This window comes from Bradyrhizobium sp. AZCC 1721, from assembly GCF_036924715.1.
In the GTDB taxonomy this organism is placed as follows: domain Bacteria; phylum Pseudomonadota; class Alphaproteobacteria; order Rhizobiales; family Xanthobacteraceae; genus Bradyrhizobium.
Genome location: NZ_JAZHSB010000001.1, coordinates 6,184,552 through 6,211,498, shown reverse-complemented (window position 1 = coordinate 6,211,498; position 26,947 = coordinate 6,184,552). Strand labels below are relative to the sequence as shown.

28 protein-coding genes and 1 pseudogene are annotated in these 26,947 nt (G+C 62.7%); 16 read left to right on the top strand and 13 right to left on the bottom strand.

Annotated elements, in window-relative coordinates:
• Positions 1–42: 42 nt before the first annotated feature.
• From V1273_RS29625 to V1273_RS29600, 6 genes are all read right to left on the bottom strand, one after another.
• Positions 43–843: a methyltransferase domain-containing protein gene (locus V1273_RS29625; protein WP_334380243.1), complete on the bottom strand. Its 801-nt coding sequence runs from the start codon at positions 841–843 to the stop codon at positions 43–45.
• A 77-nt stretch (positions 844–920) separates the two neighbouring features.
• On the bottom strand, positions 921–1,058 hold the full coding sequence (locus V1273_RS29620) for a hypothetical protein (RefSeq protein WP_334411733.1): 138 nt from the start codon (positions 1,056–1,058) through the stop codon (positions 921–923).
• Positions 1,059–1,295: 237 nt separating this feature from the next.
• Positions 1,296–2,318: a YeiH family protein gene (locus V1273_RS29615; RefSeq protein ID WP_442894172.1), complete on the bottom strand. Its 1,023-nt coding sequence runs from the start codon at positions 2,316–2,318 to the stop codon at positions 1,296–1,298.
• A gap of 299 nt (positions 2,319–2,617) precedes the next feature.
• Complete coding sequence (locus V1273_RS29610) at positions 2,618–2,839, bottom strand: hypothetical protein (RefSeq protein ID WP_213251868.1); 222 nt, start codon at positions 2,837–2,839, stop codon at positions 2,618–2,620.
• A gap of 135 nt (positions 2,840–2,974) precedes the next feature.
• Positions 2,975–3,709 (bottom strand): SDR family NAD(P)-dependent oxidoreductase, encoded by a 735-nt coding sequence (locus V1273_RS29605; protein ID WP_334411732.1) that lies wholly within the window; start codon positions 3,707–3,709, stop codon positions 2,975–2,977.
• A gap of 14 nt (positions 3,710–3,723) precedes the next feature.
• Positions 3,724–4,752 carry a LacI family DNA-binding transcriptional regulator gene (locus tag V1273_RS29600; RefSeq protein WP_035728164.1) on the bottom strand — a complete coding sequence of 343 codons (1,029 nt, stop codon included), beginning with the start codon at positions 4,750–4,752 and terminating at the stop codon, positions 3,724–3,726.
• Positions 4,753–4,950: 198 nt separating this feature from the next.
• Between V1273_RS29600 and V1273_RS29595 the strand changes: the two genes are divergently transcribed.
• The 8 genes and pseudogenes from V1273_RS29595 (at position 4,951) to V1273_RS29560 (ending at position 13,280) form a co-directional block, all read left to right on the top strand.
• Positions 4,951–6,252 (top strand): ABC transporter substrate-binding protein, encoded by a 1,302-nt coding sequence (locus V1273_RS29595; RefSeq protein ID WP_334380246.1) that lies wholly within the window; start codon positions 4,951–4,953, stop codon positions 6,250–6,252.
• A 74-nt stretch (positions 6,253–6,326) separates the two neighbouring features.
• Positions 6,327–7,214, top strand: coding sequence for a carbohydrate ABC transporter permease (locus V1273_RS29590; protein ID WP_334380247.1), 888 nt, complete (start codon positions 6,327–6,329; stop codon positions 7,212–7,214).
• Positions 7,215–7,223: 9 nt separating this feature from the next.
• The gene (locus tag V1273_RS29585; protein WP_334364881.1) at positions 7,224–8,051 is read left to right on the top strand and encodes a carbohydrate ABC transporter permease; all 828 of its coding nucleotides are present in this window, start codon (positions 7,224–7,226) and stop codon (positions 8,049–8,051) included.
• Between the two features lie 7 nt (positions 8,052–8,058).
• Complete coding sequence (locus V1273_RS29580; RefSeq protein WP_334411731.1) at positions 8,059–9,063, top strand: alcohol dehydrogenase catalytic domain-containing protein; 1,005 nt, start codon at positions 8,059–8,061, stop codon at positions 9,061–9,063.
• 5 nt (positions 9,064–9,068) lie between these two features.
• On the top strand, positions 9,069–10,142 hold the full coding sequence (locus V1273_RS29575; protein WP_334380249.1) for an ABC transporter ATP-binding protein: 1,074 nt from the start codon (positions 9,069–9,071) through the stop codon (positions 10,140–10,142).
• Positions 10,139–11,113, top strand: coding sequence for a sugar kinase (locus V1273_RS29570; protein ID WP_334411730.1), 975 nt, complete (start codon positions 10,139–10,141; stop codon positions 11,111–11,113). The genes V1273_RS29575 and V1273_RS29570 overlap by 4 nt, the downstream gene beginning before the upstream one ends.
• Entirely contained in the window at positions 11,110–12,147 is a 1,038-nt protein-coding gene (locus V1273_RS29565) for a tagatose 1,6-diphosphate aldolase (protein WP_334411729.1), read from the top strand. Before V1273_RS29570 ends, V1273_RS29565 begins: the two co-directional genes overlap by 4 nt.
• A 16-nt stretch (positions 12,148–12,163) precedes the next feature.
• Positions 12,164–13,280, top strand: a pseudogene (locus V1273_RS29560) (mandelate racemase/muconate lactonizing enzyme family protein).
• 63 nt (positions 13,281–13,343) lie between these two features.
• Here the strand turns inward: V1273_RS29560 and V1273_RS29555 are convergent.
• Together V1273_RS29555 and V1273_RS29550 are read right to left on the bottom strand one after the other, a co-directional pair.
• On the bottom strand, positions 13,344–13,619 hold the full coding sequence (locus tag V1273_RS29555; protein ID WP_334380253.1) for a winged helix-turn-helix transcriptional regulator: 276 nt from the start codon (positions 13,617–13,619) through the stop codon (positions 13,344–13,346).
• A gap of 168 nt (positions 13,620–13,787) precedes the next feature.
• Positions 13,788–14,567, bottom strand: coding sequence for a DNA-binding transcriptional regulator (locus tag V1273_RS29550; RefSeq protein WP_334364874.1), 780 nt, complete (start codon positions 14,565–14,567; stop codon positions 13,788–13,790).
• A 136-nt stretch (positions 14,568–14,703) separates the two neighbouring features.
• Between V1273_RS29550 and V1273_RS29545 the strand changes: the two genes are divergently transcribed.
• Genes V1273_RS29545 through V1273_RS29515 form a run of 7 tightly spaced genes read left to right on the top strand, consistent with a single transcriptional unit; the run spans position 14,704 to position 21,846 of the window.
• On the top strand, positions 14,704–15,522 hold the full coding sequence (locus V1273_RS29545) for an HpcH/HpaI aldolase family protein (RefSeq protein ID WP_334411728.1): 819 nt from the start codon (positions 14,704–14,706) through the stop codon (positions 15,520–15,522).
• Positions 15,506–16,438 (top strand): hypothetical protein, encoded by a 933-nt coding sequence (locus tag V1273_RS29540; protein WP_334411727.1) that lies wholly within the window; start codon positions 15,506–15,508, stop codon positions 16,436–16,438. The genes V1273_RS29545 and V1273_RS29540 overlap by 17 nt, the downstream gene beginning before the upstream one ends.
• A 29-nt stretch (positions 16,439–16,467) precedes the next feature.
• Positions 16,468–17,439, top strand: coding sequence for a DUF6282 family protein (locus V1273_RS29535; protein WP_334411726.1), 972 nt, complete (start codon positions 16,468–16,470; stop codon positions 17,437–17,439).
• A gap of 56 nt (positions 17,440–17,495) precedes the next feature.
• Positions 17,496–18,590: an alpha/beta hydrolase gene (locus V1273_RS29530; protein WP_334411725.1), complete on the top strand. Its 1,095-nt coding sequence runs from the start codon at positions 17,496–17,498 to the stop codon at positions 18,588–18,590.
• Positions 18,591–18,634: 44 nt separating this feature from the next.
• Positions 18,635–19,606 carry a Bug family tripartite tricarboxylate transporter substrate binding protein gene (locus tag V1273_RS29525; RefSeq protein ID WP_334364869.1) on the top strand — a complete coding sequence of 324 codons (972 nt, stop codon included), beginning with the start codon at positions 18,635–18,637 and terminating at the stop codon, positions 19,604–19,606.
• A gap of 16 nt (positions 19,607–19,622) precedes the next feature.
• Entirely contained in the window at positions 19,623–20,384 is a 762-nt protein-coding gene (locus tag V1273_RS29520) for an SDR family NAD(P)-dependent oxidoreductase (protein ID WP_334364868.1), read from the top strand.
• A 43-nt stretch (positions 20,385–20,427) separates the two neighbouring features.
• Positions 20,428–21,846: an aldehyde dehydrogenase family protein gene (locus V1273_RS29515; RefSeq protein ID WP_334364867.1), complete on the top strand. Its 1,419-nt coding sequence runs from the start codon at positions 20,428–20,430 to the stop codon at positions 21,844–21,846.
• 29 nt (positions 21,847–21,875) lie between these two features.
• On the opposite strand, the gene V1273_RS29510 is transcribed toward V1273_RS29515, so the two are convergent.
• On the bottom strand, positions 21,876–22,805 hold the full coding sequence (locus tag V1273_RS29510; protein ID WP_334411724.1) for a GlxA family transcriptional regulator: 930 nt from the start codon (positions 22,803–22,805) through the stop codon (positions 21,876–21,878).
• A gap of 154 nt (positions 22,806–22,959) precedes the next feature.
• On the opposite strand from V1273_RS29510, the gene V1273_RS29505 reads away from it, so the two are divergent.
• Positions 22,960–23,796: a dienelactone hydrolase family protein gene (locus V1273_RS29505; protein WP_334411723.1), complete on the top strand. Its 837-nt coding sequence runs from the start codon at positions 22,960–22,962 to the stop codon at positions 23,794–23,796.
• A gap of 33 nt (positions 23,797–23,829) precedes the next feature.
• Here the strand turns inward: V1273_RS29505 and V1273_RS29500 are convergent, their stop codons facing one another.
• The 4 genes from V1273_RS29500 to V1273_RS29485 are packed head-to-tail and all read right to left on the bottom strand — an operon-like array spanning position 23,830 to position 26,945.
• A complete protein-coding gene (locus V1273_RS29500) occupies positions 23,830–24,357 on the bottom strand; it encodes a MarR family winged helix-turn-helix transcriptional regulator (protein WP_334411722.1) in 528 nt (175 codons plus the stop codon).
• A gap of 19 nt (positions 24,358–24,376) precedes the next feature.
• Positions 24,377–25,111: an SDR family NAD(P)-dependent oxidoreductase gene (locus V1273_RS29495; RefSeq protein ID WP_334380264.1), complete on the bottom strand. Its 735-nt coding sequence runs from the start codon at positions 25,109–25,111 to the stop codon at positions 24,377–24,379.
• 6 nt (positions 25,112–25,117) lie between these two features.
• Positions 25,118–25,630, bottom strand: a complete 513-nt coding sequence (locus V1273_RS29490) for an aromatic-ring-hydroxylating dioxygenase subunit beta (protein ID WP_334380265.1) — start codon at positions 25,628–25,630, stop codon at positions 25,118–25,120.
• Position 25,631: 1 nt separating this feature from the next.
• Positions 25,632–26,945: an aromatic ring-hydroxylating dioxygenase subunit alpha gene (locus V1273_RS29485; RefSeq protein WP_334364861.1), complete on the bottom strand. Its 1,314-nt coding sequence runs from the start codon at positions 26,943–26,945 to the stop codon at positions 25,632–25,634.
• Between the last annotated feature and the right edge of the window lie 2 nt (positions 26,946–26,947).

The window sequence follows — 26,947 nt, the reverse complement described above, 5'->3', positions numbered from 1 at the left end:
TCTGCTTCCTCGGGATCGAAGCAAGTCGCGAACCTCCGCCGCCTAAGGTCGTCTGCAGGTCGCGAGATGCGCCGATATGCCGAAAGCAAGCCCATCGGCCGTGAGATAGCGAGCGAAGATTGTTTCCGCCTCTGCCAGGATGCGATCGATCTGCGGCTCCGGCAGCACAACTCCCATGACGGGCAGCCACCCCCTGAGTTCCGTCTCGACGAATTCGCGTATGTTGGGGAACCGTGCTGTGCCGTTACAGGTCGTGAGATCCACCAAGCCGGCTCCGGCGCCCTTGAACAACACGGCGAGCCCCTGCCTGTCACCCAGCACAAACGGTGCGCGAAGCGCGTCACCGGCGGGCTTTCCGGCGATGCGATCGAGCAGGTCTACGAGGGCAGCGAATGCGGAGGCGTGCTCGATGACATCCCAAACTGCGACCGCGCACCTGCCGCCAGGCACCATCACGCGCAGCATCTCCCGGACTGCTTTGTCGCGATCCGAAAAGAACATCAGGCCGAATTGACACACAACGACATCGAACGAACGGTCCGGAAACGGCAGCGCCTCGGCCGCTCCATCGCGCCAGTCGATGCCGGGCGCGAGGCTTCGCGCCACGGCCAGCATTCCTGCGTTTGGATCGAGTCCGGCGACACGAGCTGAGCTTTCGGTCCGCCTTGCCGCCTCGCGCGCCAGAACCCCGGTGCCGCAGGCAATGTCCAGAACGCGATCGCCGCGCTCAATCCTGGCAGCATCTGCCACCATCGGCGCCCATTGCTGAAAGAGTGCCGGAACGAACAGTGCCTCGTAGGTCCTCGCAGCGTCGATCAAGGTTTGCGAAACAGGTGAGGTCATCGTGTCACCTCGCGCAAAAGCAAGCTGGTGAAACGCTTCATGGTCGGGCAAGCTGATGCCTTGATCCGGGAGGCCTTTCACAACCCGGTATCGGGTTCGCCTGCCGACCAAGCTTCGACATCCTCGCGGAAGTCGAAGGGATCGGCAAGCACGATGGCGTGATCGAGCTCCGGAGAGTTCCGCTCCCGGATCACCGGCTTTCCCTGTAAGGGCACTCGGCCCTCGTTCGGCGCCGGGTCGAGCATCTGCAGAAGCATCTTGGCAGTGACGGTTTCGGTTTTAAGACGGCTGCCTGGAGCCTTTCCGGTTCTGATTGAATCAGCGGGGCGGCGAGAGGATCATTCCCAAGCCGTGCGGCTTGTGTCGCGTGTACGCCGCGGTGCGGCGCGCTGCGTTTCAATCCGAAATGGAAATCCCACGATTGAGGCTTCGACGGGCTGCGCGCCACATGGTCACGGGAATAGATGGACGAGCCCGATGCTCAGGCCCAGCAAGAGAAGCAGCGACAGCGTAACGGCGGCGGTGACCCTTCCGCCCACGGTCGAGAGCACGCGCACGTCGACGCCAAGGCCAAGCGCAGCCATCGAGAGCACGGTCAGGACAGCCGCCGTCTTCGTCACCGGTGCGACCATAAGATCCGGCACGAGCTGGAGCGAGCGCAGGGCCGCGAGCACCAGAAAGCCGATGATAAACCAGGGCACCAGCTTGAATGGGCTGATGGCGGCGACCTTCGTTTGATCGGCGTGGAGCTTGCGGCGGCGCGCCGCGACCAGCGAGAGGGCAACCACGATCGGCCCCAGCATTAGCACGCGCACAAGCTTGACCAGCGTACCAATTTGCGTGCTGATGATGCCCGCGGGCACCGTCGCCGCCAAAACCTGCGGGACGGCATAGACGGTGAGGCCCGCCAGGATGCCGTATTGTGTCGCCGACAGGCCCAGCAAGGGGATCAGGAGCGGCAGGCCCAGCACCATCAACACGCCGAGAATGGCGGTGAAGGAGATCGAGGAGGCGACATCGTCGCTATTGGCTCCGATCACCGGCGCGACGGCGGCGATTGCCGAGTTGCCGCATATCGAATTGCCGCAGGCGATCAGGATCGACATTTTCGTAGGAAGCCCGAGCATGCGGCTGAGGCTGAAGCTCACCGCGAGCATCACCGCGACGGTGGCGACGATTGCGCCGATCAAGAGATAGCCGGAGGCCGCGATCGCGCCAAAGCTGACGGACGCACCGAGCAGCATGACCGCGACCTCGAGCAGTTGCTTGGCGCTGAAGGCTATGCCGGAACGCCAGCGTTGGGATGGTTGCCAGACGGTGCGAATCGCCATTCCGAGCAAGATCGCGATGACCAGTGCCTCGACGTAAGGATGGACGAAGACGTGCTCTTCGAGGCGTTGCGCGCCCAGCGAAACGGCGGTGATGATGCCGCAGAGCGCGACCCCTGGAACGAGGGCCATGCCGCGGCCGAGCATGCCGGGTCGTGGCCTTGCGTCGTCAGAACTGCTTTGGGGTGGCGGCACTTATCCTCCTTGGAGAATAATTTATGCGCCGGACCACGCGGGCTCGCTAGTACATTTTCGGATTGTGCCCATACAGAGAGGTTATATCCCTCAACCTGCATTTGCAGGCGTCGGCGTGGCCATCGTCCCGGTGGCGACCAACGGCGATCAGATCAATTTGGGCGGTTCGAGGTAATCCTGCCGCGGTCGCGTTCGAACGGATCATTGGATCGGGACGTCGGGGCAACCCAACAGCGCATGCCGGCAAGATATTAAAGCGAGGCGAGCAAGCCCTGCGCCCACGCGACGGCGCGCTCGAAGGAGAGATCGCCCGGTTCGAAATAGACCGCGCGCGCCAGCACGATGACGCCGACAAGCCCCCAGAATAGGCCTATGCCGGCTGACTTCAGCCATTTGGACGCGCCGACCGGCGCGGTCGAAGGATCGACCGCCGGGACCGGCTCTCCAAAGGGATCGAATGCGGGCTGGCTCATGGTAGCTTCCGTTTCGCTAAGGCTAATGTCGCCAATAGCTGCGCGGAAGCAAGGGTAGAGGAATGCCTTTTGTGGCAGCGGCGTGGAAGCTCGTTTTCCGCTGCAGCCCCGGGCTAGGGTTTTCTTCTATCGCCCTCAGCCCGCGAGAAATCCGCCATCAACGGCGACAACCGTGCCGGTCGCATATTGCGACGCCGGCATGCAAAGAAATGCAACCGCGCCGGCGATGTCCTCCGGCTGTCCCCACCTTTTGAACGCCGTACGATCGGCAATGCGCTGGTAGTGCGCGCGATCGGATCGTCCTGCTGCATTGATTGCCGTCTCGATGTAGCCCGGCGCGACCGCGTTGACGCGGATGCCTTCTTCCGCCCAGGCCAGTGCCAGCGCCTTGGTCAGCATGACGACGCCGCCCTTGCTGGCGCAGTAGGCGGGAATGCGCGGCAGCGCGAGCGTTGCGTTCATCGATGCGATGTTCACGATCGAGCCTTTGGTGCCGGCAAGCGCGGCCCGAAAGGCCATGCAGGTGCGGAACGTGCCGACGAGGTTGACATCGAGCACCTTTGTAAAGGTCTCGATCTCAAATTCCTTGTCGCGCGCCAACATACCGGCGCAGTTGACCAGCGCATCGACGCGTGCCTGTCGGCCTGCAAACGATGCGACTGCTTCATCATTGGTGATATCGAGGGGAGCCAACTGCAATCCCGGCCGGGGCCGTAGCACGGTGCGCGCGATATCGGCCTCGTCGACGCCGGTGGCGGTTACCGTCGCGCCGAGATCGCAGAACAGATTGGCAATGGCAGCGCCGATGTCGCCCGCGCCGCCAATCACAACGGCGTGGAATCCAGGAGCCAGCGCGAAGGGTGCGTTCATCGGATTGTTCCTTGCTATTTGGATGATCGCGTCGGCGATGCAGTGGACTCCCGGACGATCAGCGAATAGTCGACTTCGTGATGCATGATGGTCTGCTCGCCCGCGAGGTGACGCACGAGATACTCGCCGGCGCGCTGCCAGGTATCTCCGGTCGGTACATGGATGGTCGTGAGGCTGGGGCGCAAATGCCGGCTCCAGTCGAGATCGTCGAAGCCGACCACCGACAGATCGTCGGGCACCGAAAATCCGCTGCGTTCGGCCTCCAGCAGCACGCCATAGGCGATAACGTCATTGCCGCAGACCACCGCCGTCGGCCGGTCCTTGAGGCCAAGCAGGTAGCGGGCGGCTTCGCGCGCATCGTCCAGCGTATAGGGCACCTCGACATGCCATTGCGGGGGCATCTTGATGCCGTGTTCGGCCATCGCGCGGCGAAAGCCGGCGACGCGGGCGCTCGCCCGATCGTTGTTGCGCTGGAGTGCGGAGACGATTCCGATTCGGCGATGGCCGAGTTCGATCACATGCAAGGCCGCACGGTGCGCGGCGGCTTCATTGTCGGTGCCGACACAGGGATAGGGCCGGTCGGGACGATAGATGCCGACATTGATGAAGGGCACGGAATAGTCGGCAAGCATCTTGCGCAAGCCGTCGTGATGGCAGTCGCCGCGCAGCACGAGGCCGTCGACGCCGCGGCTGACGAGGTTGCGCGCCTGCTCCAGTTCAGCGTCGAGGTCGTAGCCGCTCGTAGTCAGGAACAGCATGTAGCCGACGGAAGAGAGATATTTCTGCAGGGAGGCGATGCCGCGCGCGAACATGGTGTTGTCGATCGTCGGGACGATCGCGCCGAGCGTGCGCGACCGGCGCGACGACAACTCGCGTGCCGGTGCGTGCGGAATATAGCCGACCGTCTCGACGGCGCGCGCGATGCGCGCCCGCAGCGGCGCGCTGACCGAGTCCGGGTTGTTGAGGGCGCGCGATACCGAGGCAGTCGACACGCCAGCCTCGGCCGCCACCGCGCGAATTCCCTGCTTTGCGGATCTTTCCATCGTCACGTCAGTCGGCAGAATGTAACGTTACAAATGCAAGGATGGCGGATAGTAGATGGGAAGTCCATCGGTATTTGCCTTACAAGTTGTATTTTGCGCAAACTTGACAGCCAATTTCATCGGCCTAGTATGTAACCGTTTTCAAGAAATCCGGTTGAGCCGGAAACGAGGGCGTCAGCCCCATCAGGGAGGAGATCGATGAAAGCCAAAGCCTTTGCGGCGCGCCTTGCGCTTGCTCTTGTCGCGGCCGGTAATGCTGCCTCGGTGGCCTGCGCCGCTGATTTCGACTGGAAGAAATTCCAGGGCAAGACCGTTACCTTCCTCGCCAACAACAATCCGGTGGCGCAGGCGCTGCTGACGCACAAGGCCGACTTCGAGAAGCTCACCGGCATCACGCTGAAGGTCGACGCCTACCAGGAGCAGCAGATGCGCCAGCGCCTCGTGACCGTGATGAACGCACGCAGCGACGAGGTCGACGTGTTCATGTCCTTGCCGTCGCGCGAAGGCCCGCAATTCGCTGCTGCCGGCTGGTACGCCGATCTGACGCCCATGACCAAGGGCGCGGTTGCCGGCGACTACGACTATGCAGGCCTCAGCCAGGCTCTATTGAAGGCGGGGACCTTCGACGGCAAGCTCACCAGCATGCCGATGAATATCGAAGGGCCGATCCTCTATTATCGGACTGACATTCTGAAGAAATGCGGCGTCGAACCGCCCGCGACCATAAAGGACATCGAGCCGGCAGCGAAGAAGCTGAAGGCGTGCGACGCCAATATCACGCCATTCGTCTCGCGCGGCCTGAAGCCTGCGATCGCCTATACCTTCAGCAACATGCTGCACAACATCGGCGGCAACTACATCGCCAACGGCAAATCCAACCTCTGCTCGGCCAAGGGCAAGGAAGCGCTCGAGACCTATAGCGGCCTGCTCAGGGATTACGGACCGCCTGGCGTCGTCAATTACAGCTTCCAGCAGATCTCGGCGCTCTATCGCAGCGGCCGCGCGGCGATGTCATTCGAATCCTCGAACGAGCTGCGCACCGTGACGGATGGCGGCGAGCGGCTGAAGGACACGGCGCTTGTTCCGTTCCCGGCCGGCGATGCGGGCCAGGTCCCGACAGCGATCGGCTGGGGCATGGCCGTCTCCGCCCACAGCAAGCAGCCCGAGGCTGCCTGGTATTTCGTACAATGGGCAACGAGCCCGGAAATTCAAAAGCGCATGGCGCTGCAGGGGATTGCGCCACCGCGCTCTGCTGTTGCCAACGATCCCGCGTATCGCAAGTGGATTGAGGAAGAGCCGGTGCGCAAGCAATGGCAGGCCGCCCTCGATGTCCTGGCTGCGAAAGGCTCGTCTGAGGTCGGCTATCCCATTGTTGCCAATCCGGAGTCGCGCGAATTCATTGGTCAGGCCGTGCAGGATCTGATCCTCAAGCAAAAGACCGTCGATCAGGCCTGCGCCGACGCCGACAAGGCGCTCGATGTCCTGATCGCACAGAAGTAGTGCATGAGGCGTCGACGGCATTGCCGCGGTCGACGCCTTTCCGTTCCAGATCTAATCCGGGAAAACATGCAGGCATGTCCGAGGCTGCCGCTACATTTACTGAAGATCGGCAGAGGTTAGAGCTGGCCGCACTTTCGGCGCCGGCGGTAATCTTCACCGTCGCGATGATTGCATTCCCGGTCGTCTATACGGTCTGGCTCGGGCTGCACAGCTTTTCCTCCACCGGCAAGCAGTCGTTTGTTGGGCTGGCGAACTATTCAAGGCTGCTCGCCGATGCCGAATTCTGGCACGGACTATGGGTGACGATTGCGCTCTATGTCCTCTCGCTGGTGCTGCAACTCGTGTTCGGTGTATGGCTGGCGCTGGTTCTTTTTCACGCCAAACGCCTTCCGGGCATCGTACGCTCGCTCTTCATCTCGCCGTTCATGATGCCGCCGGTGGTCGCCGGCATGATGTGGCTGGTCATCCTCGATCCGTCGCTCGGCGCCGCCAACTACGTCCTGCAATCCCTGGGTTTGCCGCCGTCGGAGTGGCTGGCATCGCCGGTCTGGGTGATCCCGACGGTTGCGCTGATCGACACCTGGCAGTGGACGCCCTATGTCGCGCTGATCGTGCTCGGCGGTCTGCAGTCGCTGCCGCCAAGCGTTTACGAGGCGGCGCAAATCGATGGCGCGTCGGCGTTCAAGACGTTCCAGCGCATCACGTTGCCGCTGCTGTTGCCGACGATCGTCACAGCAACGATCCTGCGCAGCGTCGATCTGCTGCGCTTCTTCGACATCATCTACATCACGACCCAAGGGGGCCCCGGCAACGCGTCGAACACGCTCAACATCTACGGCTTCCGGGTCGGCTTCGAGTTCTTCAACATTGGCTATGCGAGCGCGCTGATGTTGACGTTGACCGCGATCGTGTTCGGCGCGGTGCTGGCATTCAACCGCCTGCGTGGCGCGGTGGCCTGGTGAGGTGAAGTCATGACCGATGCACCGATCACCGATGCCTGGATCCGTCGCCTCAACCTGCTTCAGCTCGTGGTCGCCGGCATCATCGTGCTGACGCCGACGCTCTGGATGGTGCTGTCCTCGCTGAAGCCGTCATTCGAGGTGACGGCCTATCCGCCGACCCTGATATTCGCGCCGACGCTCGAGAACTATTCGCAGCTTACGAAAACCACACCCTTCCTGAGCTACGCGATCAACAGCCTGATCGTCACCATCGGCTCAACCGCCCTTGGCCTGTTGTTCGGAATTCCCGCAGCGTTTGCCGTATCGTGGACGCGGATTTCATGGCCGGCGATACTGACGCTGGCGGCGCGTATGGCGCCCGGAACGCTGTTCCTGCTGCCGTGGTACGTGATGTTCCGCCAGGTCGGCATGATCGGCTCCTATACCGCGCTCATCCTGAGCCATGCCGTCATCACGCTTCCGATCGTCATATGGGTGCTGCTACCGTCGTTCGACGGCATCCCGCGCAGCGTCTTTGAGGCCGCACAGGTCGATGGTTGCAGCGTCACGCGCATCCTCTGGCGGATCGCGCTGCCGCTGGTCGCCTCTGGCGTCGCGGTGGCATCCATCCTGGCCTTCGTGTTTTCCTGGAACTACTTCCTGTTTGCGCTGGTGCTCTCGAACGGCGACAGCAAGACGCTGATTGCAGCCGCATTCAATTTCATCGGCGAGGGATCGACGCAATGGGGCGCGTTGATGGCCGCCGCGACGCTGATCGCGCTACCGCCGCTGATCCTGGCCGCGCTGGTTCAGCGCTGGCTGGTATCCGGACTGACGCTTGGCGCAGTGAAAGGCTAGGGATTGGATGAACGTCGTTCCGCTACCGAATTCGATCATGCAGGCTGCCGTGTTCCACGGCGGCGACCGCATCACCATCGAGCGCATCGCAATGCCGGAGGTGGCGATCGGCGAGGTGCTGATGCGAGTCTTGCGAACCGCGCTGTGCGGCTCCGATTTCAAGCTCTGGCACAAGGGCGCCGAGTTTACCGCCGGCCATGAGATCTTCGGTGTGGTCGAGCAGCCCGGCCATCCCATGCACGGCAAACGTTGCGCCGTCTACATCCCGCTGCATTGCGACCGCTGCGCGGCCTGCCAACGCGGCGATACGCAGATGTGCCTGGAGATATCGAGCCTGATCGGCTGGAACAGACCGGGCGGTTATGCCGAATACGTGCCGGTCCCGGAAAATTGCCTGCTGCCGGTACCTGACGACATCGAAGACAGCCTGGCGCCGCTTCTGCTCGACGTGATCGGCACGTCAGGTCATGCCGTGCGTTTCGTCAGCCGTATTGTGCCGCCGCAAGAGGCGGGGCCGGTTCTGGTGATGGGTGCCGGGCCGGTTGGGCTTGGCGTGGTGCTGGCGCTCCGCAGTCTCGGCTATCGCGACATTCATGTCGCCGATCCCAATGCGGCGCGCCTCAAGATCGCGCAGTCCTTCGGCGCAAAGGCGCACCCGGTCGGTGATACGTCGAGGCGCTTCGCGCTGATCATGGAATGTTCGGGCGCGCACGCGGCCCGTAATCTCGGCATCGAGCTCGTCTTGCCGCGCGGAGCACTGGTGCTGGTAGGTGAGAACGCCGCGCCCTGGACGATCGAGGAAGGCAAGGTGTTCCGGCGCAAGGATTTCTACATGATCCGCACGTTCTACTTCCCGATCAGCGATTTCGAGCCCAACGTGGCCTTGCTGCGCCAATACATGGAGGAATATCGCGTCCTGGTCGACGGCGAATTCGGACTCTCGGCACTGCCGGAGAACTTTGCGCGATTCGCCCAGGGCGAATTGATCAAGCCCGTACTGGCGCTGGGCTAGCGGTCATGGCCTCGATCTCGATCCGCAATCTCGTCAAGCGTTACGGCAGCTTCACCGTCATTCCCGATCTCAATCTCGAGATTGCGGACCACGAGTTTGTCGTTTTCGTCGGTCCGTCCGGATGCGGCAAGTCGACCTTGCTGCGGATCATCGCCGGTCTTGAACCGATCAGCTCCGGCGAGCTCTATATCGGCGACAATCGCGTCAACGGCGTTCCCGCCGCCCAGCGCGATATCGCCATGGTGTTCCAGGATTACGCGCTCTATCCGCACATGCGGGTTTACGAGAACATGTCCTTTGCGCTCGAGCTGCGCGGTACGCCGAAGGCCGAGATCGATGCGCGGGTCAAGCGCGCGGCGGCCTTGCTGCACATCGAGCCCTATCTCGACCGCAAGCCGAAGGAATTGTCTGGCGGCCAGCGGCAACGTGTGGCGATGGGGCGCGCGATCGTGCGTAATCCGAAGGCCTTTCTGTTCGACGAACCGCTATCCAACCTCGACGCCAAATTGCGTGGGCAGGTGCGCGCCGAAATCAAGGCGCTGTCGCAACAGCTTAAGACCACGATGGTCTTCGTCACGCACGACCAGATCGAAGCCATGACCATGGCTGACCGGATCGTGGTGATGCAGAGCGGCACGGTTCAGCAATATGACACCCCGGAAGCGGTCTATGAGCGGCCGTCCAATCAGTTCGTCGCCGGCTTCATCGGTTCGCCGGCGATGAATTTCTTTCCGATCGAACTACGCGGAGAGCAGATCGTCTTTTCGCAGGATGGCGCTGACGCGCCGCTCGACGCGAAGAGCCGCGATCTATTGCGCAAGGCCGGCCATGGCGTATTCGGAATCCGTCCTGAGCATTTTTCGGTGACGGCAGATGCTGCCGGAGCCGTGGCGGTGACGGTGAGGCTGGTCGAGCCGCTTGGCTCGGACACGCTGATTCATTTCGATCTGGCCGGCGCATCGGCGATCGCGCGGGTCGATCCCTCGCTGCGGCCGAAGGTCGGCGATCGTCTTAACCTGCGTCCGCAGCCCGGCAGGGCGCATCTGTTCGACGGCAGCAATGGCCAGGTGCTGCGGTGAACGAGCACGCCAATCCCGCGACGCGGACGAGGTTGGCCGATACGGCCTCCAAAGACATGGCCGCCAAAGCAAAGCGCGCGCGTGTGATCTGCCTCGGCCTCTCGGCGCTTGATCAGATCTGGCGCGTCGACCAAAGGTTTTCAGGCGAAAGCGAAAAGATTAGGAGTCTCGACTATTCCACACTGGGCGGTGGCATGGCCGCAAACGCTGCGGTCGCCATCGCGCGCCTCGGCGGGTCCGCTGCTTTCTGGGGCCGTGGCGGCGATGACGCCGCCGGGCATGAGATGCGGTCAGCGCTATCAGCCGAAGGCATCGATGTTGCGAATTTCAAGTTGTTTCCCGAAGGCCGCTCGTCGGTCTCTGGCGTCATCGTCGACAAGTCCGGCGAACGGCAGATCGTGAATTTTCGAGGGTCGTATCCCGAGCGAACCGATTGGCTACCGCTCGATGCCGTCGCAGGCGCTTCCGCCGTGCTTGCCGATCCGCGCTGGCCGGAGGGAGCTGTTGCGCTGTTCGGCAAGGCGCGCGCATTGGGTATTCCGACCGTCCTCGACGGCGATGTCGCCGAAACCGCCATATTCGAGCGCCTGCTTCCGCTCACCGATCACGCGGTATTCTCCGAACCCGCACTGGCAGCCTTCATGGGGTCGGCCGACGGCGCGGCGCTGGCCAAAATTGCGCGCTTCAATTGCCGCATCGCCGCGGTCACCCGCGGACATGAAGGGGTGAGTTGGTACGAAAATGGGACCTTGCAAAAGCAGGCCGCATTCCGCGTCAGGGTCGTGGACACGACGGGTGCGGGCGACGTCTTTCACGGCGCCTATGCCTTTGCGGTCGGTATGGGTCTCGCCGTGCGCGATGCGATGGAGTTCGCTGCCGCCACGGCAGCGTTGAAATGTGAGCATTCGGGCGGACGCGCCGGAATTCCCTCGATCGAAAATTGTCTTGCATTCATGAGGACGAACCAATGAGAACAATTGGAAAGAACCGCGGGCTTGCGCGTCTGGCCGATGCGGAAGGGCATTTTCGCATGGTCGCGCTCGACCAGCGGCCGCCGCTGTTTGATGCCATAGCCCAGGCGAAAGGCATCACCAGGGACCAGGTCGAGTATGCCGATGTAACCGCGGCCAAGCGGCTTCTGGTGGAGGCGCTGGCGCCACACTGCAGCTCGATGCTGTTTGATCCGAATTTTGCGGTGCCCGCGGCCATCGACCTATTGCCGGCCCGCTGCGGCCTCATCATGACGCTCGAGGAGCATCGCGTCGAGGAAACTCCGGGTGGCCGCAAGTCGCGGGCGATCACCGATTGGAGCGTGGAGAAGATCCGCGCGATCGGCGGCGATGCGGTGAAGGTGCTCGCTTGGTACCGGCCAGATGCCGATCCTGCCGTCAACGAACATCAGAAGCGCTTCGTGCGGTCGGTCGGCGAGGACTGCGCCCATCACGACATCCCTTATGTGCTCGAGCTGCTGGTATACCCCTTCCTCGGGAGCGCCAACCACACCGCCGACTATGTGGAATCGCCGGGCAAGTTGCCGAAGCTTGTCATCGACAGCGTGCAGGAGTTTGCGAAGCCCGAATATTGCGTCGATCTGCTGAAGCTCGAAAGTCCGCTTGCGGCCAACAGCCTGCCGCCGCGCGATGGAAGCGCTGCGTCCAAAGCTGCGCAGAAGGAGTTCGAAGCAATCGGCGACATCTGTCGCCAACGCAACATCCCCTGGGTGCTGCTGTCAGGCGGTGCGGCACCGGAAAAGTTCGAGCGCGTGCTGGACTTCGCCTACGCCGCCGGCGCCGGCGGCTTTCTGGCCGGCCGAACGATTTGGCTGGATGCCGTGCGCAGCCATTTCCCTGATCGCGCGGCAGTCGCCGCCAGCCTTCGCAAGGACGGGGTCGGCGTGCTCGAACGGCTCAACACGCTGACCAAGGCCAAGGCAAAGGCCTGGACAGCGCGCTTTCCCGCCTTCAGCGAAATCAGGCAGGAAGGTGATTTCGCGCGAGCGTATTGATTTTCCGAGGCCTGACATGACGTCGCAACCATTCACCGTCCGTAGCGTGCAGGCCTTCTGTTATCGTTACCCATTGTCGACACCGGTTGTTACCTCCTTCGGCAAGATGCTTGACAGGCCGGCAGTATTCGTTCGTGTGGAAGACACTGACGGCAATGCCGGCTGGGGCGAGATTTGGTCAAACTTTCCATCGGTCGGAGCCGAACATCGAACGCGACTCGTCAACGAGGTCCTGGCGCCCGCGACATGCGGGCGCACAGTCGGCGCCCCCCAGGAAATATTCGAGGACCTGACACAAGGCACCGCCGTGCTGGCGCTGCAATCCGGCGAGCACGGTCCGTTCGCGCAGGCAATAGCCGGCATTGATCTTGCAATTTGGGATCTGTTCGCGCGGCGGCGGAAGCTGCCACTGTGGCGGTTGCTTGGTTGCAACGGCAAGACGATAAGGGTCTACGCCAGCGGAATTAATCCGACGGGCTCGCGGCAAGTGGCGGAATCGGCCATCAAGCGCGGGCATCGCGCACTGAAACTGAAGATCGGCTTCGAACTGGCGACAGACCGCGCCAATCTGGCGTCGCTACGCGATCTGGTGGGCGACGGCGGATGCCAATCAGGGCTGGTCGTTGGCCCGTGCGCTGGAGATTGCGCCGCATCTGCGCGAGTTCGATCTTGCTTGGCTGGAAGAGCCGATCCGGGCCGATCGGCCGTGGCGGGAATGGCAAGAGTTGCGTGAAAGCGTCGGCATCCCGCTGGCGGCCGGAGAGAACATCGCGAGCCGCGCGGGGTTTGAGCAAGCCCTCGGTGACAACGTGTTGCGCGTTGTGCAGCCCGACATCGCCAAATGGGGTGGCCTGACCATGTGCGCAGGTATCGCGCGCGACATCCTGGCGTCGGGCAAGACCTTCTGCCCGCACTATCTCGGCGGCGGAATTGGTCTGCTCGCATCGGCGCATCTGCTTGCCGGGATTGGTGGCGATGGTCTGCTGGAAGTCGATTCAAACGACAATGTGCTGCGCGACCGACTTTGCGGACCGCTCATCAACGTGACGAACGGAACCGTGACCCTGGGCGAAGAGCCGGGATTGGGAATCGAGCCGGATCTGAGTCCGATCGAGCAGTACCGGACTGCTTGATCCGACGGGGCCGCATGCATCTCGTTCGGATAGAGCAGCGCTTTCATTTCGCCCTATCGTAACTTACGCCGGTAACTTCGCTGCCCACTTCTTCGCCCAAACACCAAGAGGAACAAGAAGGGCATAAAGTTCATGTCCGGTCGGTGTAGCGCGATAACCCTCGTGCGAATGCTCGACCAAGCCTGCTTCACGCAGTTCTTTCAGGCGCGAATTGAGAACGGTAGGCGAGATCGATTCGCAACGTTCTTGCAGTTCGCGGAATGTGCAGGGTCCGCCATTGCTGAGATTCCACAGAACGCCCAATGTCCAGCGGCGCCCCAACAGGTCCAGGAGCGCCATGACAGGGACGCCTGTCCGCGAGCCTCGGACGGGTCTCCCAGGTTTTGGTGTTTGGCTCATAGGCATTCTCGCTACTAAATAGGTAGCATCCCCTCTGTCAAGCGTTGGGGATGTCGCTGCTCCATCGCGAGTACACAGGATGCCCATCATTGTGCTCGCCGCTAGCCTCTACTCCTGCAACGACGAGACACTTGCGGCAATATTGTCCGCCAGGGCTTTCACGAGCGGCACGTAGCGCTCGACGACGTCTGCGCGGTCGAGCGCTGAGGTGAAGTAGGTCATGCCGACGGTGGCGAGCACGCGGCGGTTGACCATGACGGGGAGCGCGATCGTGTTCGAGGAGCGCGGTTCGACCATCGGGTCGCGTTCGGCAAAACCTTGCTTGCGGATCGTGGCCAGCAAAGCCAATGCCCGCTTTCGTTCGGTGGCGAGCTTGTCTTCGGCCTCCTGCGAGCGGGCCAGCATGTCGAGCAGCATCGATCGCTCGCTGACCGGACAGAACGCCAGATAGGCTCGCCCCAGCGCTCGCCCGAGCAGGCTGAGTTGCATGTTGAGCGTACCGTGAAAGGGCGAGACCGGGCTATCGGGAATGGTGCTGAAGCGGACCACGACTGAACTCCGGTCGAGGACGGCGATGGCGATCGGCCAGTGATATTGCCGCGTGAAGGCGAGCGCCCACGGGCGCGCAGCCTCCACCACCAGCGGATCGCCGTGAAAGCCGTTGCTCAGCGATTTGACCCGCGAGGCGACCGCGTAGCCGCCCTGCCGCCGGTCGTTGGCGGCATAGCCCAGCGCGCAGAGCGACTTCATCAACCGCACGACAGTCGATTTCGGCAGCCCCGTCGCCCTGTGCAGGCGATCGATCGAGGTGACGCGGTGGCGGTTGAGCTCCTCCAGCAAGAGGAGCGTGCGCGAGGCGGCTTCGACGGTGTCGGATTTGAGCGGCATCCTGAAATTCCACCTGGTGGAACGCGACGGAATAGCTATGGCCGACCGGCGTCGTCCCTGCAATGGTTTTCGCCAAGCGCCACGCCGGGCCTGCCTTCTGAAGACAGCCTGTGCAGATGGCCGGGGAGGAGCAACCGTGTCCGGAGACGTCGTCAGGCCGCATTTTTCGTCATTCCGCCGCCGCCTCGCCGCGCGGCAGGTAGTCGTCGGCTCGTTTATCAAGACGCCGACCACGCATGCGACCGAGATATTCGGCGCGCTCGGCTACGATTTCGTCGTCATCGACGAGGAGCACGCGCCGATCGATCGCGCGATGACCGATGTGATGCTGCTGGCCGCGCGCGCCAGCAACCTCGCCGGCATCGTGCGGGTGTCGTCGGATGACCCGGCCAAGATCCTGTCCTGCCTGGATTGCGGCGCAGCCGGTGTGCTGGTGCCGCATGTCGCGACGGTCGAGAAGGCTCGCGCAATTGCGGCTGCCGCCCGCTATCGCGGTGGACGGCGCGGCTATTCCGGCTCGTCCCGCGCCGGCGCCTACGGCGGCACGCCGATGTGGACTCTGGTCGATGAACAAGATGAATCGGTTTGCGCGATTGCGATGATCGAGGACCCGGAAGCGCTGGATCACATCGACGCCATCGCCGCGGTCGACGGAATCCACGGCTTCTTCATCGGCCGCGGCGATCTCACGGTTGCCCTTGGCGCCAAATCGTCGGCCGACGCGTCCGTCAAGGACGCGGTGATCAGGATCATTGCAGCGGCGAAGAAGGTCGCCAAGCCGGTCTGCGTGATGGTCGCGAGCTCGGCGGAAGCCAAGGATCTCGCCGACCTCGGCGCCAGCGCCTTCATCATCTCGTCGGATCAGGGGCTGATGCGCCGGGCCGCGGCGCAAACGCTCACCGATTTCAAAACGCTCGTTCGAACCACGGATGGCTCACATGTATCACAGCACTGATCCGCGCGCTGCGCTCGCCGCCACGCCCGTCGGCGCAAAGCCCGCCGCCACCCACTTTGCAGGCGCCGAGTACGCCAAATTCTACGAAACGCCGCCGGCCGAAAATCGGAACGGCGCGCGCACCTGGTATGCCCGCGGCCAGAACTTCATCATTGCCTATAGCGAGGCCGACGAGGGCGCGGTGCTGAGCCGGACCAACCAGCCCGACGAATACGTCGTGCTGCTTCCGGAGCCCGGCGCCGGCGCCGAGATCGTCTGGGGCAACGAGCGCAAGGTCGTCAACGGTCATTCCATCAGTTTCGTGCCGGCGGGTGCAAGCTCCGTCACGCTGCTGGGTGCTGCCAAGGTGGTGCGCATGGTGACGACGCGATCGGAAGATCTCGCAAAACTCTGCTCGAACGCCGCGTCCTACGCGACGCCACATCCCAATCTGCCGCCGTTCGAGCCGTGGCCGGAGGCGGCTGCGGGCGCGAAGATCCACACCTACAGTCTCGACGTTGCAGCGACGCCGGGCCGGTTCGGGCGCATCTTCCGCTGCTCGACCTTCATGGTGAATTTCCTCGAGCCGCGAAACGGCCCGCGCGATCCAAGCAAGATGTCGCCGCATCACCATGAAGATTTCGAGCAATGCTCGCTGGCGCTGGCCGGCACCTTTGTTCATCACTTGCGCTGGCCGTGGACGACCGACATGGCCCAGTGGCGCGACGACGATCACGAACGCTGCGGATCGCCCTCCATTGCCGTGATTCCACCGCCGGCCATTCACACGTCGCAAGCCGTCGATCCCAAGCTCAACGTTCTCGTCGACATCTTCTGCCCGCCGCGCCTGGATTTCTCGGCCAAGCCGGGCTGGGTGTTGAACGAGGACGATTATCCGATGCCCGCGCAAACCGCCGCCGGACAATCCGCGGCCTGACACATCTCCATCTGAAAGGGCCTTCGACCATGGCCGACAAGCAAGTGTCCTACCCGCACACCGTGCCGCTACCGCCGCTGTCGCGGGCGGCGGAAGTCGCCGAGCTTCTGGTCGGCGCGATCGATCTGCACTGCCATAGCGGCCCGGCAGCCATGCCGCGCATCCTCGATCATCACGAGGAGCTGCTCGATGCGGCGGAAGCGAAGTTCCGTGCCGTGCTCTACAAGGATCACTTCTATGCCGGCATGGCGCATGCGATCCTGCTGGAGAAGCTGTTTCCCGAAACCAATGTGAAGCTGTTCTCCGGCATCGTGCTGAACAATGCCTCGGGTGGTATCAACCCGCATGCGGTCGACCATACGATCAAGCTCGGCGGCAAGATCGTCTGGATGCCGACGCTGTCGGCGGCGAACCATATCGAGGCGATGGCGGCTGGAAACTCGACGTTTCCGAAGACTTCGCAAAAGATGCTCGAACCGATCCCGCTTTCCGCGCTCGACGCCAATGGCAAGCTCACGGACGACACCAAAAAAGTCATCGATCTCATTGCCGAGGCGGACATTATCCTGGCCGGCGGCCACCTGCCGGCCAGCGAATTGCACATCCTGTTCGATGAGGCGGCGCGACGCGGCGTCAAGAAGATGATGGTCAACCATCCGACCTACATCGTCGGCTGCAATGACACCGATATCCGCCAGCTCGTCGCGCGAGGTGTCAAGATGGAGCATTCGATCTGCATGTTCATCGAAGGCAAATCCTTAAAGTACAGCGCGGATAATCTCGCGCACTTGATCGAGGTGGCTGGCGTCGACAACACGATTCTGTCGTCCGATCTCGGACTGCAGGGGTCGCAGCGTCCGGTCGACGGCTTCCGCAGCATCACCCAGATACTGCTCGATCTGCAGATGCCGCGGCCTGCGATCAAAAAACTCATCAGCGGCAACGCGGCACGGTTTCTGAACCTTCCGGTGATGCAGTCGACCGCGCAAGACGCCGCTTAGCGGGACAAGCCCAAAGACCGCGAAAAGCGGCGTTCGCTTAAGGGGAGGAAGTCAGCATGGAACGGGTAGATCGCGACGGTGACGCGCTGATAGACCGCATCGGGGCGCGAGCCATGCCATTCGTGGCGGCATTGCTGTTCATGGGAACAAGCCATACCGCAGCCGCGGAAGAGCAGCGCAAGCCGCCGAAGCCGCCGATCATCCTGGAATCGACGGGCGCGTATGAAGTGGGCGGCAAGGTCGTTGCCAAGCCCGGCGATCCCAGCCAGACACTCTCCTGCGACCATGGTTATGTCGAATACTTCATCCCCGCGAAAAGGCGTAGCGTCGGCCTGATCATGTGGCACAGCTCCAGCACCAAGGTGTGGGAGAACCGCTGGGACGGCGGCGAAGGCTACAAGAGTATCTTTTTGCGCAAGGGCTATCCTGTTTACCTGTGGGACGGCCCGCGCGTCGGTCGCGCGAACTGGAGTTGCGAGCCGATCACCTACACGCCGGATTATTTCGATCAGCGCAACTTTGCCGCCTGGCGTTTCGGCCTGACCTATCTCAATTGGCATCCGGGCCTGCAGTTTCCGACGGCCGACAAGGAAGCCTGGAATCAGGCGACGCGCGCCCGTTACGACGAGTTCGATACGCTCGAGAATGCACTGTTGCAGGCGGAGGCCGGCGGCCAGGCCATCGACAAGATCGGTCCCGTGATTGCCGTCACCAATTCCGCGGGCGGCTGGCGCGCGCTGTTGTCGGCACTCAAGGCAAAGAGCGACAACATGAAGGGCATCGTCGCTTACGAAACGCCTGGCTTCGTCTTTCCGGTGGGCGAGGGGCCCGAGCCGAAGCCGGATGCCCCGTACGGTCCCAATTCCGTGCCGCTCGTCGAGTTCAAGAAGCTGACCAAGTTTCCGATCCAGATAGTATTCGGCGACTACACCGAGACACGTCCGATCTGGGCCGCCTCGGTCAAGGTGGCACGGACCTTCTGCGATATCGTCAATCGTCACGGCGGAGATTGCGAAGTTCTGCTGCTTCCCGATGCGGGTCTGCGCGGCAACACGCATATCGCCTTTGCCGATCTCAACAATGAAGCCGTTGCGGACGAACTGTCCAAATGGCTGGGCCGCAAGGGCCTGGACAAGTTTGCCGAAGAATAAGCGCTGGTGCCCACGCAGGACCTGCGCACAGCTCGGGAGGAAACATGCGCCTGCTCTCATTCGGCCTCATAGGTCTTGCGCTTGCGATTGCACCATGTCACCGCGCCGCAGCCCAGGAGTGGCCGAGCCGGCCTGTCACCATGATCGTGCCGTTCCCGGCTGGCGCCGCCGTTGACTCGTTGGCGCGCGCCGTTGCCCATGCGCTGAGCGAAGACTTCGGCAAGCAGTTCATCGTCGAAAACCGTGCGGGGGCAGGCGGTAATCTCGGTGGGGCGGCTGTCGCCAAAGCGGCTGCAGATGGCCATACCTGGCTGTTCGGGACGCCGGCGCCGATCGCACTCAACAAGCTCATGTACAAGGGCCTGGCTTACGACTCCGAGCGAGATTTCACGCCGGTTGTGCTCGTCGCCAAGTCTCCAATGATCATCACGGCGACGTCAGACTTTCCAGCGAAGACGCTTCCCGACCTGATCGCCTATGCCAAACAGAACCCGGGCAAGGTCAATGTCGGCCATCCCGGCAACGGCACGCTCGGACACATTACCTCGGCGCTGATCCAGCAGTTTGCCGGCGTCGAGATGACACATGTACCCTATCGCGGGTCCGCCCCGCTGATCACGGACCTCTTGGGCGGGCAAGTCAACGTCGCCATGGATTTCATGCCGACCTATCTGCCGCTGCTAGCCGACCGCAAGATCCGCGCGCTTGCAGTGACGACGAGCCAGCGCGTCGCGCAACTGCCCGATGTACCTACCGTGCAGGAAGCGGGATTCAAGGGCTTCGAGGCGACCGCATGGTACGCGATCGTGGCTCCAACCGGTACACCGCCTGAGATCGTGATGAAGGTTAATAAGGCGGTGAATGCCTTTCTGAAGAGCGACAAGGGCAAGACCATCCTCGAACAAAATTCGCTGCAAGGCGTCGGAGGCGCGCCGCAAGACCTCAAGGCGTTCATCGATGGCGAACGCGACAAATGGCGGCCCGTGATCGAGGCGGCAAAGATCGCGATGCAGTAAAGCGAGATCGCCATAGATGACTGCTATTGAAATTCCTGCGCTGTCGATCCCGAAGGTTGTCCTCGTCACAGGCGGTAACAGCGGCATCGGCAAGGCGACGGCGGCGCGCCTTGCCGCCATGGGGTCTGCTGTCGTGGTCGGCTACAACAGCCGCCGTTCACTGGCCGAAGAAGTGATCGATGGGCTGCAAGGCAGCCGACACGTCGCCATGCGGATCGCGATCGACGATCCGACTTCCATCTCCGAGGCCGCGGCGGCCGTGGACAAGCAGTACGGGCGGCTCGATGCGTTGGTCAATTGTGGGGGCGCCACGACGCCCGTGCCCGCCGCTGATCTGGAAGCGTTGACGAACGATATCTTCGACCGGACCGTTACGCTCAATCTGCGCGGGCCATTCGCCATGGTTCGCGCCTTCCGTCCCTTGCTGGAGCGCGGCAGCGGGTCAGTGATCGTGAACATCTCGTCCATCGCGGCTCGCACGGGTCTGGGCAGCAGCCTGGCCTATCTGGCTGCAAAGGCGGGTGTCGACGCGCTGACGATCGCGCTCGCGAAAGTGCTTGCGCCGCGGATCCGCGTCTTCTCCGTCTCGCCAGCCGGCGTGGACACGGATTTTGTCGCCGGCCGGACCCGTGAACAGTTGCAGAAGACCGCCGTGAAACTGCCGTTGGCTCACCTCACCACGCCTGACGATGTCGCAAGGGCGGTAGTTGCCTGCATCGTCAACCTCACCAGTTCGACGGGAATTGTGGTGCCGGTGGATGAGGGCAGGCACCTCTGACGGAGCAACTCCGCCGCTGTGCGGACATCATGAAAAGAGAACAATGGAAAAACTGAAATTCTATATCGAAGGCGCCTGGGTGGATCCGGCCGCGCCGTCAACGCTTGGAATCGTCAATCCTGCAACCGAAGAGATCTTCGCGCAGATCAGCCTGGGCTCCCGTCCGGATGTGGATCGGGCCGCCAAGGCAGCCCGCCGCGCTTTTGCCACCTATTCCAAAACCAGCGTCGAAGAACGTCTGTCCTGGCTTCAGAAGGTCATCGAGGGTTTTAGAACGCGCCTGCCGGAACTGGCGCGGATGATGACCCTCGAAATGGGCGCGCCGATCACGTTTGCGACGGAGCGTCAGGCAACCGTCGCGCTGTTTCATTTCGAGGAAGCGGCGCGCGTGCTTGCACGCTACCGGTTTGAGGAGCGGATGGGGAACGGGATCATCCGCCGTGAACCGATCGGCGTCTGTGGACTGATCACGCCGTGGAATTGGCCGCTGAACCAGGTCGCGTCCAAGGTCGCACCCGCGCTCGCAGCCGGCTGCACGGTCGTCCTGAAACCAAGCGAGATCGCGCCGCTCAGCGCGATGCTGTTCGCCGAGATCGTCGACGCCGCTGGCGTGCCGGCGGGCGTCTTCAATCTCGTCAACGGCGACGGTCCCACAGTGGGCGAGGCGATCGCCGCCCATCCCGAAATCGACATGGTGTCGTTCACCGGATCGACGGCGGCTGGCGTAAGGGTGGCCAAGCTTGCGGCGGATACGGTCAAGCGCGTCGCGCAGGAGCTGGGTGGCAAGTCCGCCAACATCATCCTTGCCGATGCTGATCTGAAAGCGGCCGTGATCCAGGGCGTTCACGCCTGTTACACCAATGCCGGCCAGAACTGCCAATCTCCCACGCGCTTGCTGATTCCACGCGCGCAGCGGGATGCGGCATTCGAGGCGGCGCGCGAGGCGGTCGACAGCATTCGCCTGGGAGACCCGCTCGATCCCGCATCCACGATGGGGCCGCTGGTGAGCCAGGCGCAGTTTCAGAAAGTTCAGGATCTTATTCAGTCCGGCGTTGATCAGGGGGCGACGCTGGTGGCGGGCGGAACTGGTCGGCCTGCCGAAATCAACCGCGGATACTATGTTCGTCCGACCGTCTTCGGCGACGTGACGCCGCAGATGAAGATTGCACGTGAGGAGATCTTCGGCCCGGTGCTGTCGATCATGAGTTATGATAGCGAGGAGGAGGCGATCGAAATCGCCAATGACACGCCGTTCGGCTTGGCGGGCTTCGTGCAGTCCAGGAATGCGGACCGAGCTCGCACCATCGCCAACCGCATCCGCGCAGGGCGCGTCTACCTCAACGGTGCTCCGTTCGACCGCAGCCTGCCGTTTGGCGGCTACAAGCAGTCCGGCAATGGGCGCGAATTCGGTATCTTCGGATTTGAAGAATATCTCGAGGTGAAGGCGATACTGGGCCACTGAGACTGGCGAGTCGCGGGCGAGGGAGATGCTCAAGCGACAGGGCGGAAATGTCCGGGCGGATGTTTCGTATCGCGCCGGATCAGCCGGCGAAGCGTGGAAGGCTCCGCATATCCGACCTGCCGCGCGATCTGCTCGACCGACAGGCGCGTGGTCTCAAGCAGGAAGCGCGCTGTCTCCAGCCTGATCCGCTGCACGAACTGAATCGGTGATATGCCGCAGGTCGCCGCAATTCGCCGGGCAAATGTCCGCGGTGCCAGCGCGACGGCTGCGGCCAGCTCCTCGATCGCAAAGTCACGCGCGATGTTGTCGCGCACCCACTTCTCGGCCTTGGCAATCCTGGGATCCTGGCCTGCCAGATAAGCAATCGCCATGAATGGCGCCTGGGAGCGACGCTCATCCAGCAGGAGATAGTTGGCGCAGGCTTTCGCCAGGCCTGGTCCGGCAAATCGGCTGACGATCGCGAGCATCAGGTCCATCTGCGCCATGGCCGCGCCAGCGGTCGCGATCGGCCAATCGGCGACGACCATCTGCTCCGTCATGAGCTCGATTTGGGGATAGCGCTGCCGGAACAGCGGCGCGAGCCACCATGTCGTGGTCGCGCGCCGACCGTCGAGCAGGCCCGCCTCTGCCAACAAGAAGGTGCTGGCGCAGGACGCAGCGAGCATGGCTCCGGTCGCGTGCGCCCGGGTCATCATGTCGCCCGCGCGCCGGCACGCCGGGCTCATCAACTTCGTCTTCAGCTCGTCTGCCGACGCCGTGCCAAGCCCGGGAACGATGACGAGTTCAATTCCGCGCAGATCGACGTCGCTGCGGCGGGACCCGCAACGCACCGTCGTCACCTTGAATGGCAGAACGCGTTTCGCAGCGCTGATCCGGTTCGCGGTCGCCAATACGTCGTGGGTGATGGCCGCGCTCGAGGCCATGCACCCCTCGATCTCGACAACGGCGACTTTTGTCATGTCAAAAAATGCCTAATAAATGTCATTTTTGACACTAGACCGGTGGCTCCGAAATCGCAACGATAGTCACGAGAACGGCGTTTGTAGGTATCTACGGCCGCTGCGCCGCGGCTCCTGTCTGAGCATCCATTGATCGACAAAGGGAATTGCGCCGATGCCGAAACGGTCCATGAAGCAGGACGATCCACTTGAGGACTTCACGCGCCGCGACATCGCGCTCGATGGCGTCACCAAGATCGTCTACGTGGCCGGCACGGGGGCGGCCGTCATCGTGATGACGGAGATGCCGGGGATCAGCCCGCATGTCGCGCGATTTGCGCGCTGGGTTCGCGACGCCGGCTTCACCGTCTACATGCCGTCGCTGTTCGGCCGCGATGGTGCCGTTCCAGGCGCGGAGGAGGGCGCTGCGATCTTTCAGCGCGCCTGTGTAAGCGCCGAGTTTCGTGCCTTGTCCTCAAACCAGTCCAGCCCGGTGACAAAGTGGCTGCGGTCGCTGGCGCGTTTGGCGCATGGCGAGTGCGGCGGTCCCGGCGTCGGCGCCATTGGCATGTGCTTTACGGGAAACTTTGCGCTGACCATGATGCTCGAACCGTCGATGCTGGCGCCGGTGCTTTCGCAGCCGTCGCTGCCGCTGAACGATCCGGCAGGCATCGAAATCGCCCCGGACGAAGTCAGGGCCGTTCGCGAACGGATGGAGCGGGAAGATCTTACGGTGATGGCCTATCGCTTCGCAGGCGACAAGTTCTGCATGGAGCAACGCTTCGCGGCCTATGTGGAAGCGCTCGGCGACAGATTCATCGGGCGGGTGCTGCCGGATAGCGCGGCGAATACCGATCTTGCGCCGTTCTTCGCGCGTCACGTGACGACCCCGCACAGCGTCGTCACCGCGCACCTGATCGACGAGGCCGGCCAGCCGACGATCGCCGCCCGCGACGAAATCCTGGCGTTCTTCAGGCATCGGCTCGTGCCTTCGCGAAGCGGTCGCGGCTAATAGCCGTTTGCGGCGACGCCGCTGACATTCGCGTCAGGCGTGCTTGTCGAGGCGGCGCTTGAGCAGCGTCAAATGTTGCAGCAGGTCCGACTGTGCGACCGGCGACAACTCGCCGATCAGGGCTATCACCCATTCCTCGTGCCGGCGCGCCATTCGGGTGAATTCCTTGGCGCCGTCCTGTGACAGGCGCAGGCGGAAAGTGCGGCGGTCTTCGGAATCGACTTCCCGATGGATAAAGCCGTCGGCTTCCAGCTTCTGCACGAGCGCGGTGATGGCACCGTTCGAGACCATCAGGAGCTCGGAGACTTCGGACATGGTCGCGCCTGCAGGTTTGCGCGCGAGCTGCGCCAAAAGGTCGAAGCGGGCCAGCGTGGTGTTGAACTCCTTGCGCAGCCGTGCGTTCAGCGCCTTCTCGATCCGGGTGGAGCAGGCAAGCAGCCGCAGCCAGATGCGCAATTCGAGATGCGCGCCGTCGGATTCGTGCGCTGGCTCGCCTGGGCGCAGCGGTTGCATGCGCGCGCCCTTGGCGGATCGAGCCTTTCGTTTGACCGTGGCGTCCATGGCTGGAACTCACTCCAAGCTAGATGGAAATCGACCCGATGCTGGCTCCGCCGCAGACATAGAGCGTCTGCCCGGTGATGAAGTCGGCATCCGGTGAACTGAAGAAACTGACCGCGCGGGCGACGTCGGTGGATTTGCCGAGTCGGCCAAGCGGGATCGATTGCGCGAGCTTTTTCGCGCGTTCGGATTCCGGCGACATCACGCTCTCGAACATCTCGGTATCGCCGATCGGGCCCGGCGCGACGACATTGACGGTGATTCCGAAGGGAGCAAGCTCGAGTGCCCAGGTTCGTGCCATGCCGATGATGCCGGCCTTGGTGGCCGAATAGACCGTGCGTGTGGCGGCGCCGAGCGCGGCGCGGGAGGACAATAGCACGATGCGGCCGAAGCGGGCTTTCTTCATGTTGGGTAACGCCGCTTGCGCCAGCGCAATCCCGGCGCCGAAATGGAGCTGCGCCAAGGCGCCGACGTCCTCGTCGTCAACCTCTTCCAGAGGCTTAGGCCGAATAGCGCCGGCATTGTGCACGACATGGGTGATCGCAAAACTCGCGGCGATTTCCGTCGCCGCCTGGCGCGTTGCCGTCGCATCGAGCAGGTCGACCTCGCGCGAGGAGAGTTTGGGATGGCTCCAGTCCGGCTTGCGCCGCGACAGCGAGATCACGTCATAGCCCTCGGCGAGCAGGCCGCGCGCGATCGCAGCGCCAATGCCGGTATTACCGCCGCTCACGATCGCCGTGTGGTGGACCACGTTCATCCTCCCTCACATGAAGAGTTGGATGTTGCCGAAGGCAGCATCGCAATTTATCAGGTCGACACGCTTGAGCTTGATCTTCAGCCTGCCGTTCTCGACGCTGAGATGGTGCGTGGCCCAGGCCGCATAGAGTGTCTGCTCGTCCATGCGGGTCTCGATGTAATGCATCGGGGTCCAGGTGACATAGTTGTTGGCGGCAGGATCGCGCGAATCCACCTGCGGCGTCTGCAGCACATGATGGCAGCGGCTTTTCGGCTTCTGGCTGAACGTCCGCGCGCCCTTGAGCCGTTCGACCCGGATCGAGAGCAACAGCTTGTCCTCATACATCAGCGAGCAGGTCAGCCGCGGATCAGTTTGATTCCATTCCAGCGGCATCCAGTAGAAAGCGTCGTCAGCGTAGAGATCGAGCCATTCGTCGAAACGCTGCTGATCGATCAGCCGCGCCTCGCGAACCAAGAAGTCGATCAGTTCTTGATCGGTGGGAATCGCATTCTTCACTTGAGCCTCAGTGACCATGCTCATGTTACATCCCCATCGTCATGAACTTGGTCCACGCACGGAACTGGTGGCGCATCGGCCACTCGCTGGTGCCGTTGACTGCTACGTTGGTCTGCCCGGCTTCGTCGGGGCTGTAGAGGCGCTGGAGGTTCACCCACTCATTGCCGTTCGAGTGCAGGCCCTCCTGCGCGCGTTCATACATTTCGAGATCATCATGGCCGACGATCGAGGTCGGCGCGTTGATCAGCCGGTTGTACATCAGCGTGCGCTCGAGCAGCATGTCGGGCGCATCGACGAGCTGGAACGTCCAGGATTCGACCAGCGTCTTGTTGGCCGCGATCGGCTTGAAGTGCCGCAATAACTGGATCGGCCCCTTGATCATGATGTTGGGGAAATAGACCGTGTTGTGCCGGTTCTCGCCGAGGATCGCCTTGGCGCGTTCTTCGCCATAGGCCGCTTTCATCTTGTCGAAATAGCCAGGCACCGCCGAATAGTCGGAATGGATCGAGTGGTGCACGCCGGTGTGGCCGTGGCCATTGTCCCAGATCCGGATGCCCATGTTTTCGAAGAACTCGTACGGACTCATGAAGGGAGCGATGATCTCGACCGCCATCGGCTTCTTGGTGCCGGGCGGCGCCTTCTTCCAGACTTCGACCACGGTCCCGGCGGAGGACTCATGCGCGACCATCGGATGGCAGGTGTCGGTCTGGTTTTCCACCAGCATCTTCCAATTGCAATTGTGCATATAACGCAGCACGCCGCCGGCGACCTTGAGCTGGCCCACCGGCGAACGGTCGATCATGTTGTCGAAGCTCGATAGGCTTTCACCGAAGAACTCCTCGAAATCGAGGCCGCCGTTATTGATCTTGGCGAATACGAAGCCGCGGTAGTTGCGGACATGGCGCACCGGAGCCATTCCGCTCGCCGCATGGCTCTGTTCGAAGCCGGTATTCTCGTAGCCCTTCTTCAGGGGAATCGCGAGCAGCGAGCCGTCGGTCCTGAAGCTCCAGGCATGATAGGGGCAGCGGAAGAACTTTCCGGCATTACCGCAGGTCTCGGACGTGATGCGCGTGCCCTTATGCGGGCAGCGGTTGTGCAGCACCTTTACTGTCCCGTCAGTGTGGCGGACCAGCAGGATCGGCTGCGTGCCGATCGTGGTGCCAAAATAATCGCCGGGATTGGGGACCTGACTGTCATGGCCGACATAGACCCAGCTATTCGGGAACATATGCTCCATCTCGAGCTGGAACACTTCCTCGCTGACATAGACGTCGCGGTGAACCTCCTGGTCGCGGACCAGGTCGCGAATGGCCGCGACATTGCCGGCATATCGGGTCATGC

Excerpts from the sequence above, each read along its gene's own strand:
- V1273_RS29625 (WP_334380243.1), bottom strand. The coding sequence starts at position 843 with ATGACCTCACCTGTTTCGCAAACCTTGATCGACGCTGCGAGGACCTAC.
- V1273_RS29615 (WP_442894172.1), bottom strand. The coding sequence starts at position 2,318 with ATGCTCGGCCGCGGCATGGCCCTCGTTCCAGGGGTCGCGCTCTGCGGC.
- V1273_RS29610 (WP_213251868.1), bottom strand. The coding sequence starts at position 2,839 with ATGAGCCAGCCCGCATTCGATCCCTTTGGAGAGCCGGTCCCGGCGGTC.
- V1273_RS29605 (WP_334411732.1), bottom strand. The coding sequence starts at position 3,709 with ATGAACGCACCCTTCGCGCTGGCTCCTGGATTCCACGCCGTTGTGATT.
- V1273_RS29600 (WP_035728164.1), bottom strand. The coding sequence starts at position 4,752 with ATGGAAAGATCCGCAAAGCAGGGAATTCGCGCGGTGGCGGCCGAGGCT.
- V1273_RS29595 (WP_334380246.1), top strand. The coding sequence starts at position 4,951 with ATGAAAGCCAAAGCCTTTGCGGCGCGCCTTGCGCTTGCTCTTGTCGCG.
- V1273_RS29590 (WP_334380247.1), top strand. The coding sequence starts at position 6,327 with ATGTCCGAGGCTGCCGCTACATTTACTGAAGATCGGCAGAGGTTAGAG.
- V1273_RS29585 (WP_334364881.1), top strand. The coding sequence starts at position 7,224 with ATGACCGATGCACCGATCACCGATGCCTGGATCCGTCGCCTCAACCTG.
- V1273_RS29580 (WP_334411731.1), top strand. The coding sequence starts at position 8,059 with ATGAACGTCGTTCCGCTACCGAATTCGATCATGCAGGCTGCCGTGTTC.
- V1273_RS29575 (WP_334380249.1), top strand. The coding sequence starts at position 9,069 with ATGGCCTCGATCTCGATCCGCAATCTCGTCAAGCGTTACGGCAGCTTC.
- V1273_RS29565 (WP_334411729.1), top strand. The coding sequence starts at position 11,110 with ATGAGAACAATTGGAAAGAACCGCGGGCTTGCGCGTCTGGCCGATGCG.
- V1273_RS29555 (WP_334380253.1), bottom strand. The coding sequence starts at position 13,619 with ATGGCGCTCCTGGACCTGTTGGGGCGCCGCTGGACATTGGGCGTTCTG.
- V1273_RS29550 (WP_334364874.1), bottom strand. The coding sequence starts at position 14,567 with ATGCCGCTCAAATCCGACACCGTCGAAGCCGCCTCGCGCACGCTCCTC.
- V1273_RS29540 (WP_334411727.1), top strand. The coding sequence starts at position 15,506 with ATGTATCACAGCACTGATCCGCGCGCTGCGCTCGCCGCCACGCCCGTC.
- V1273_RS29535 (WP_334411726.1), top strand. The coding sequence starts at position 16,468 with ATGGCCGACAAGCAAGTGTCCTACCCGCACACCGTGCCGCTACCGCCG.
- V1273_RS29530 (WP_334411725.1), top strand. The coding sequence starts at position 17,496 with ATGGAACGGGTAGATCGCGACGGTGACGCGCTGATAGACCGCATCGGG.
- V1273_RS29525 (WP_334364869.1), top strand. The coding sequence starts at position 18,635 with ATGCGCCTGCTCTCATTCGGCCTCATAGGTCTTGCGCTTGCGATTGCA.
- V1273_RS29520 (WP_334364868.1), top strand. The coding sequence starts at position 19,623 with ATGACTGCTATTGAAATTCCTGCGCTGTCGATCCCGAAGGTTGTCCTC.
- V1273_RS29515 (WP_334364867.1), top strand. The coding sequence starts at position 20,428 with ATGGAAAAACTGAAATTCTATATCGAAGGCGCCTGGGTGGATCCGGCC.
- V1273_RS29510 (WP_334411724.1), bottom strand. The coding sequence starts at position 22,805 with ATGACAAAAGTCGCCGTTGTCGAGATCGAGGGGTGCATGGCCTCGAGC.
- V1273_RS29505 (WP_334411723.1), top strand. The coding sequence starts at position 22,960 with ATGCCGAAACGGTCCATGAAGCAGGACGATCCACTTGAGGACTTCACG.
- V1273_RS29500 (WP_334411722.1), bottom strand. The coding sequence starts at position 24,357 with ATGGACGCCACGGTCAAACGAAAGGCTCGATCCGCCAAGGGCGCGCGC.
- V1273_RS29495 (WP_334380264.1), bottom strand. The coding sequence starts at position 25,111 with ATGAACGTGGTCCACCACACGGCGATCGTGAGCGGCGGTAATACCGGC.
- V1273_RS29490 (WP_334380265.1), bottom strand. The coding sequence starts at position 25,630 with ATGAGCATGGTCACTGAGGCTCAAGTGAAGAATGCGATTCCCACCGAT.
- V1273_RS29485 (WP_334364861.1), bottom strand. The coding sequence starts at position 26,945 with ATGACCCGATATGCCGGCAATGTCGCGGCCATTCGCGACCTGGTCCGC.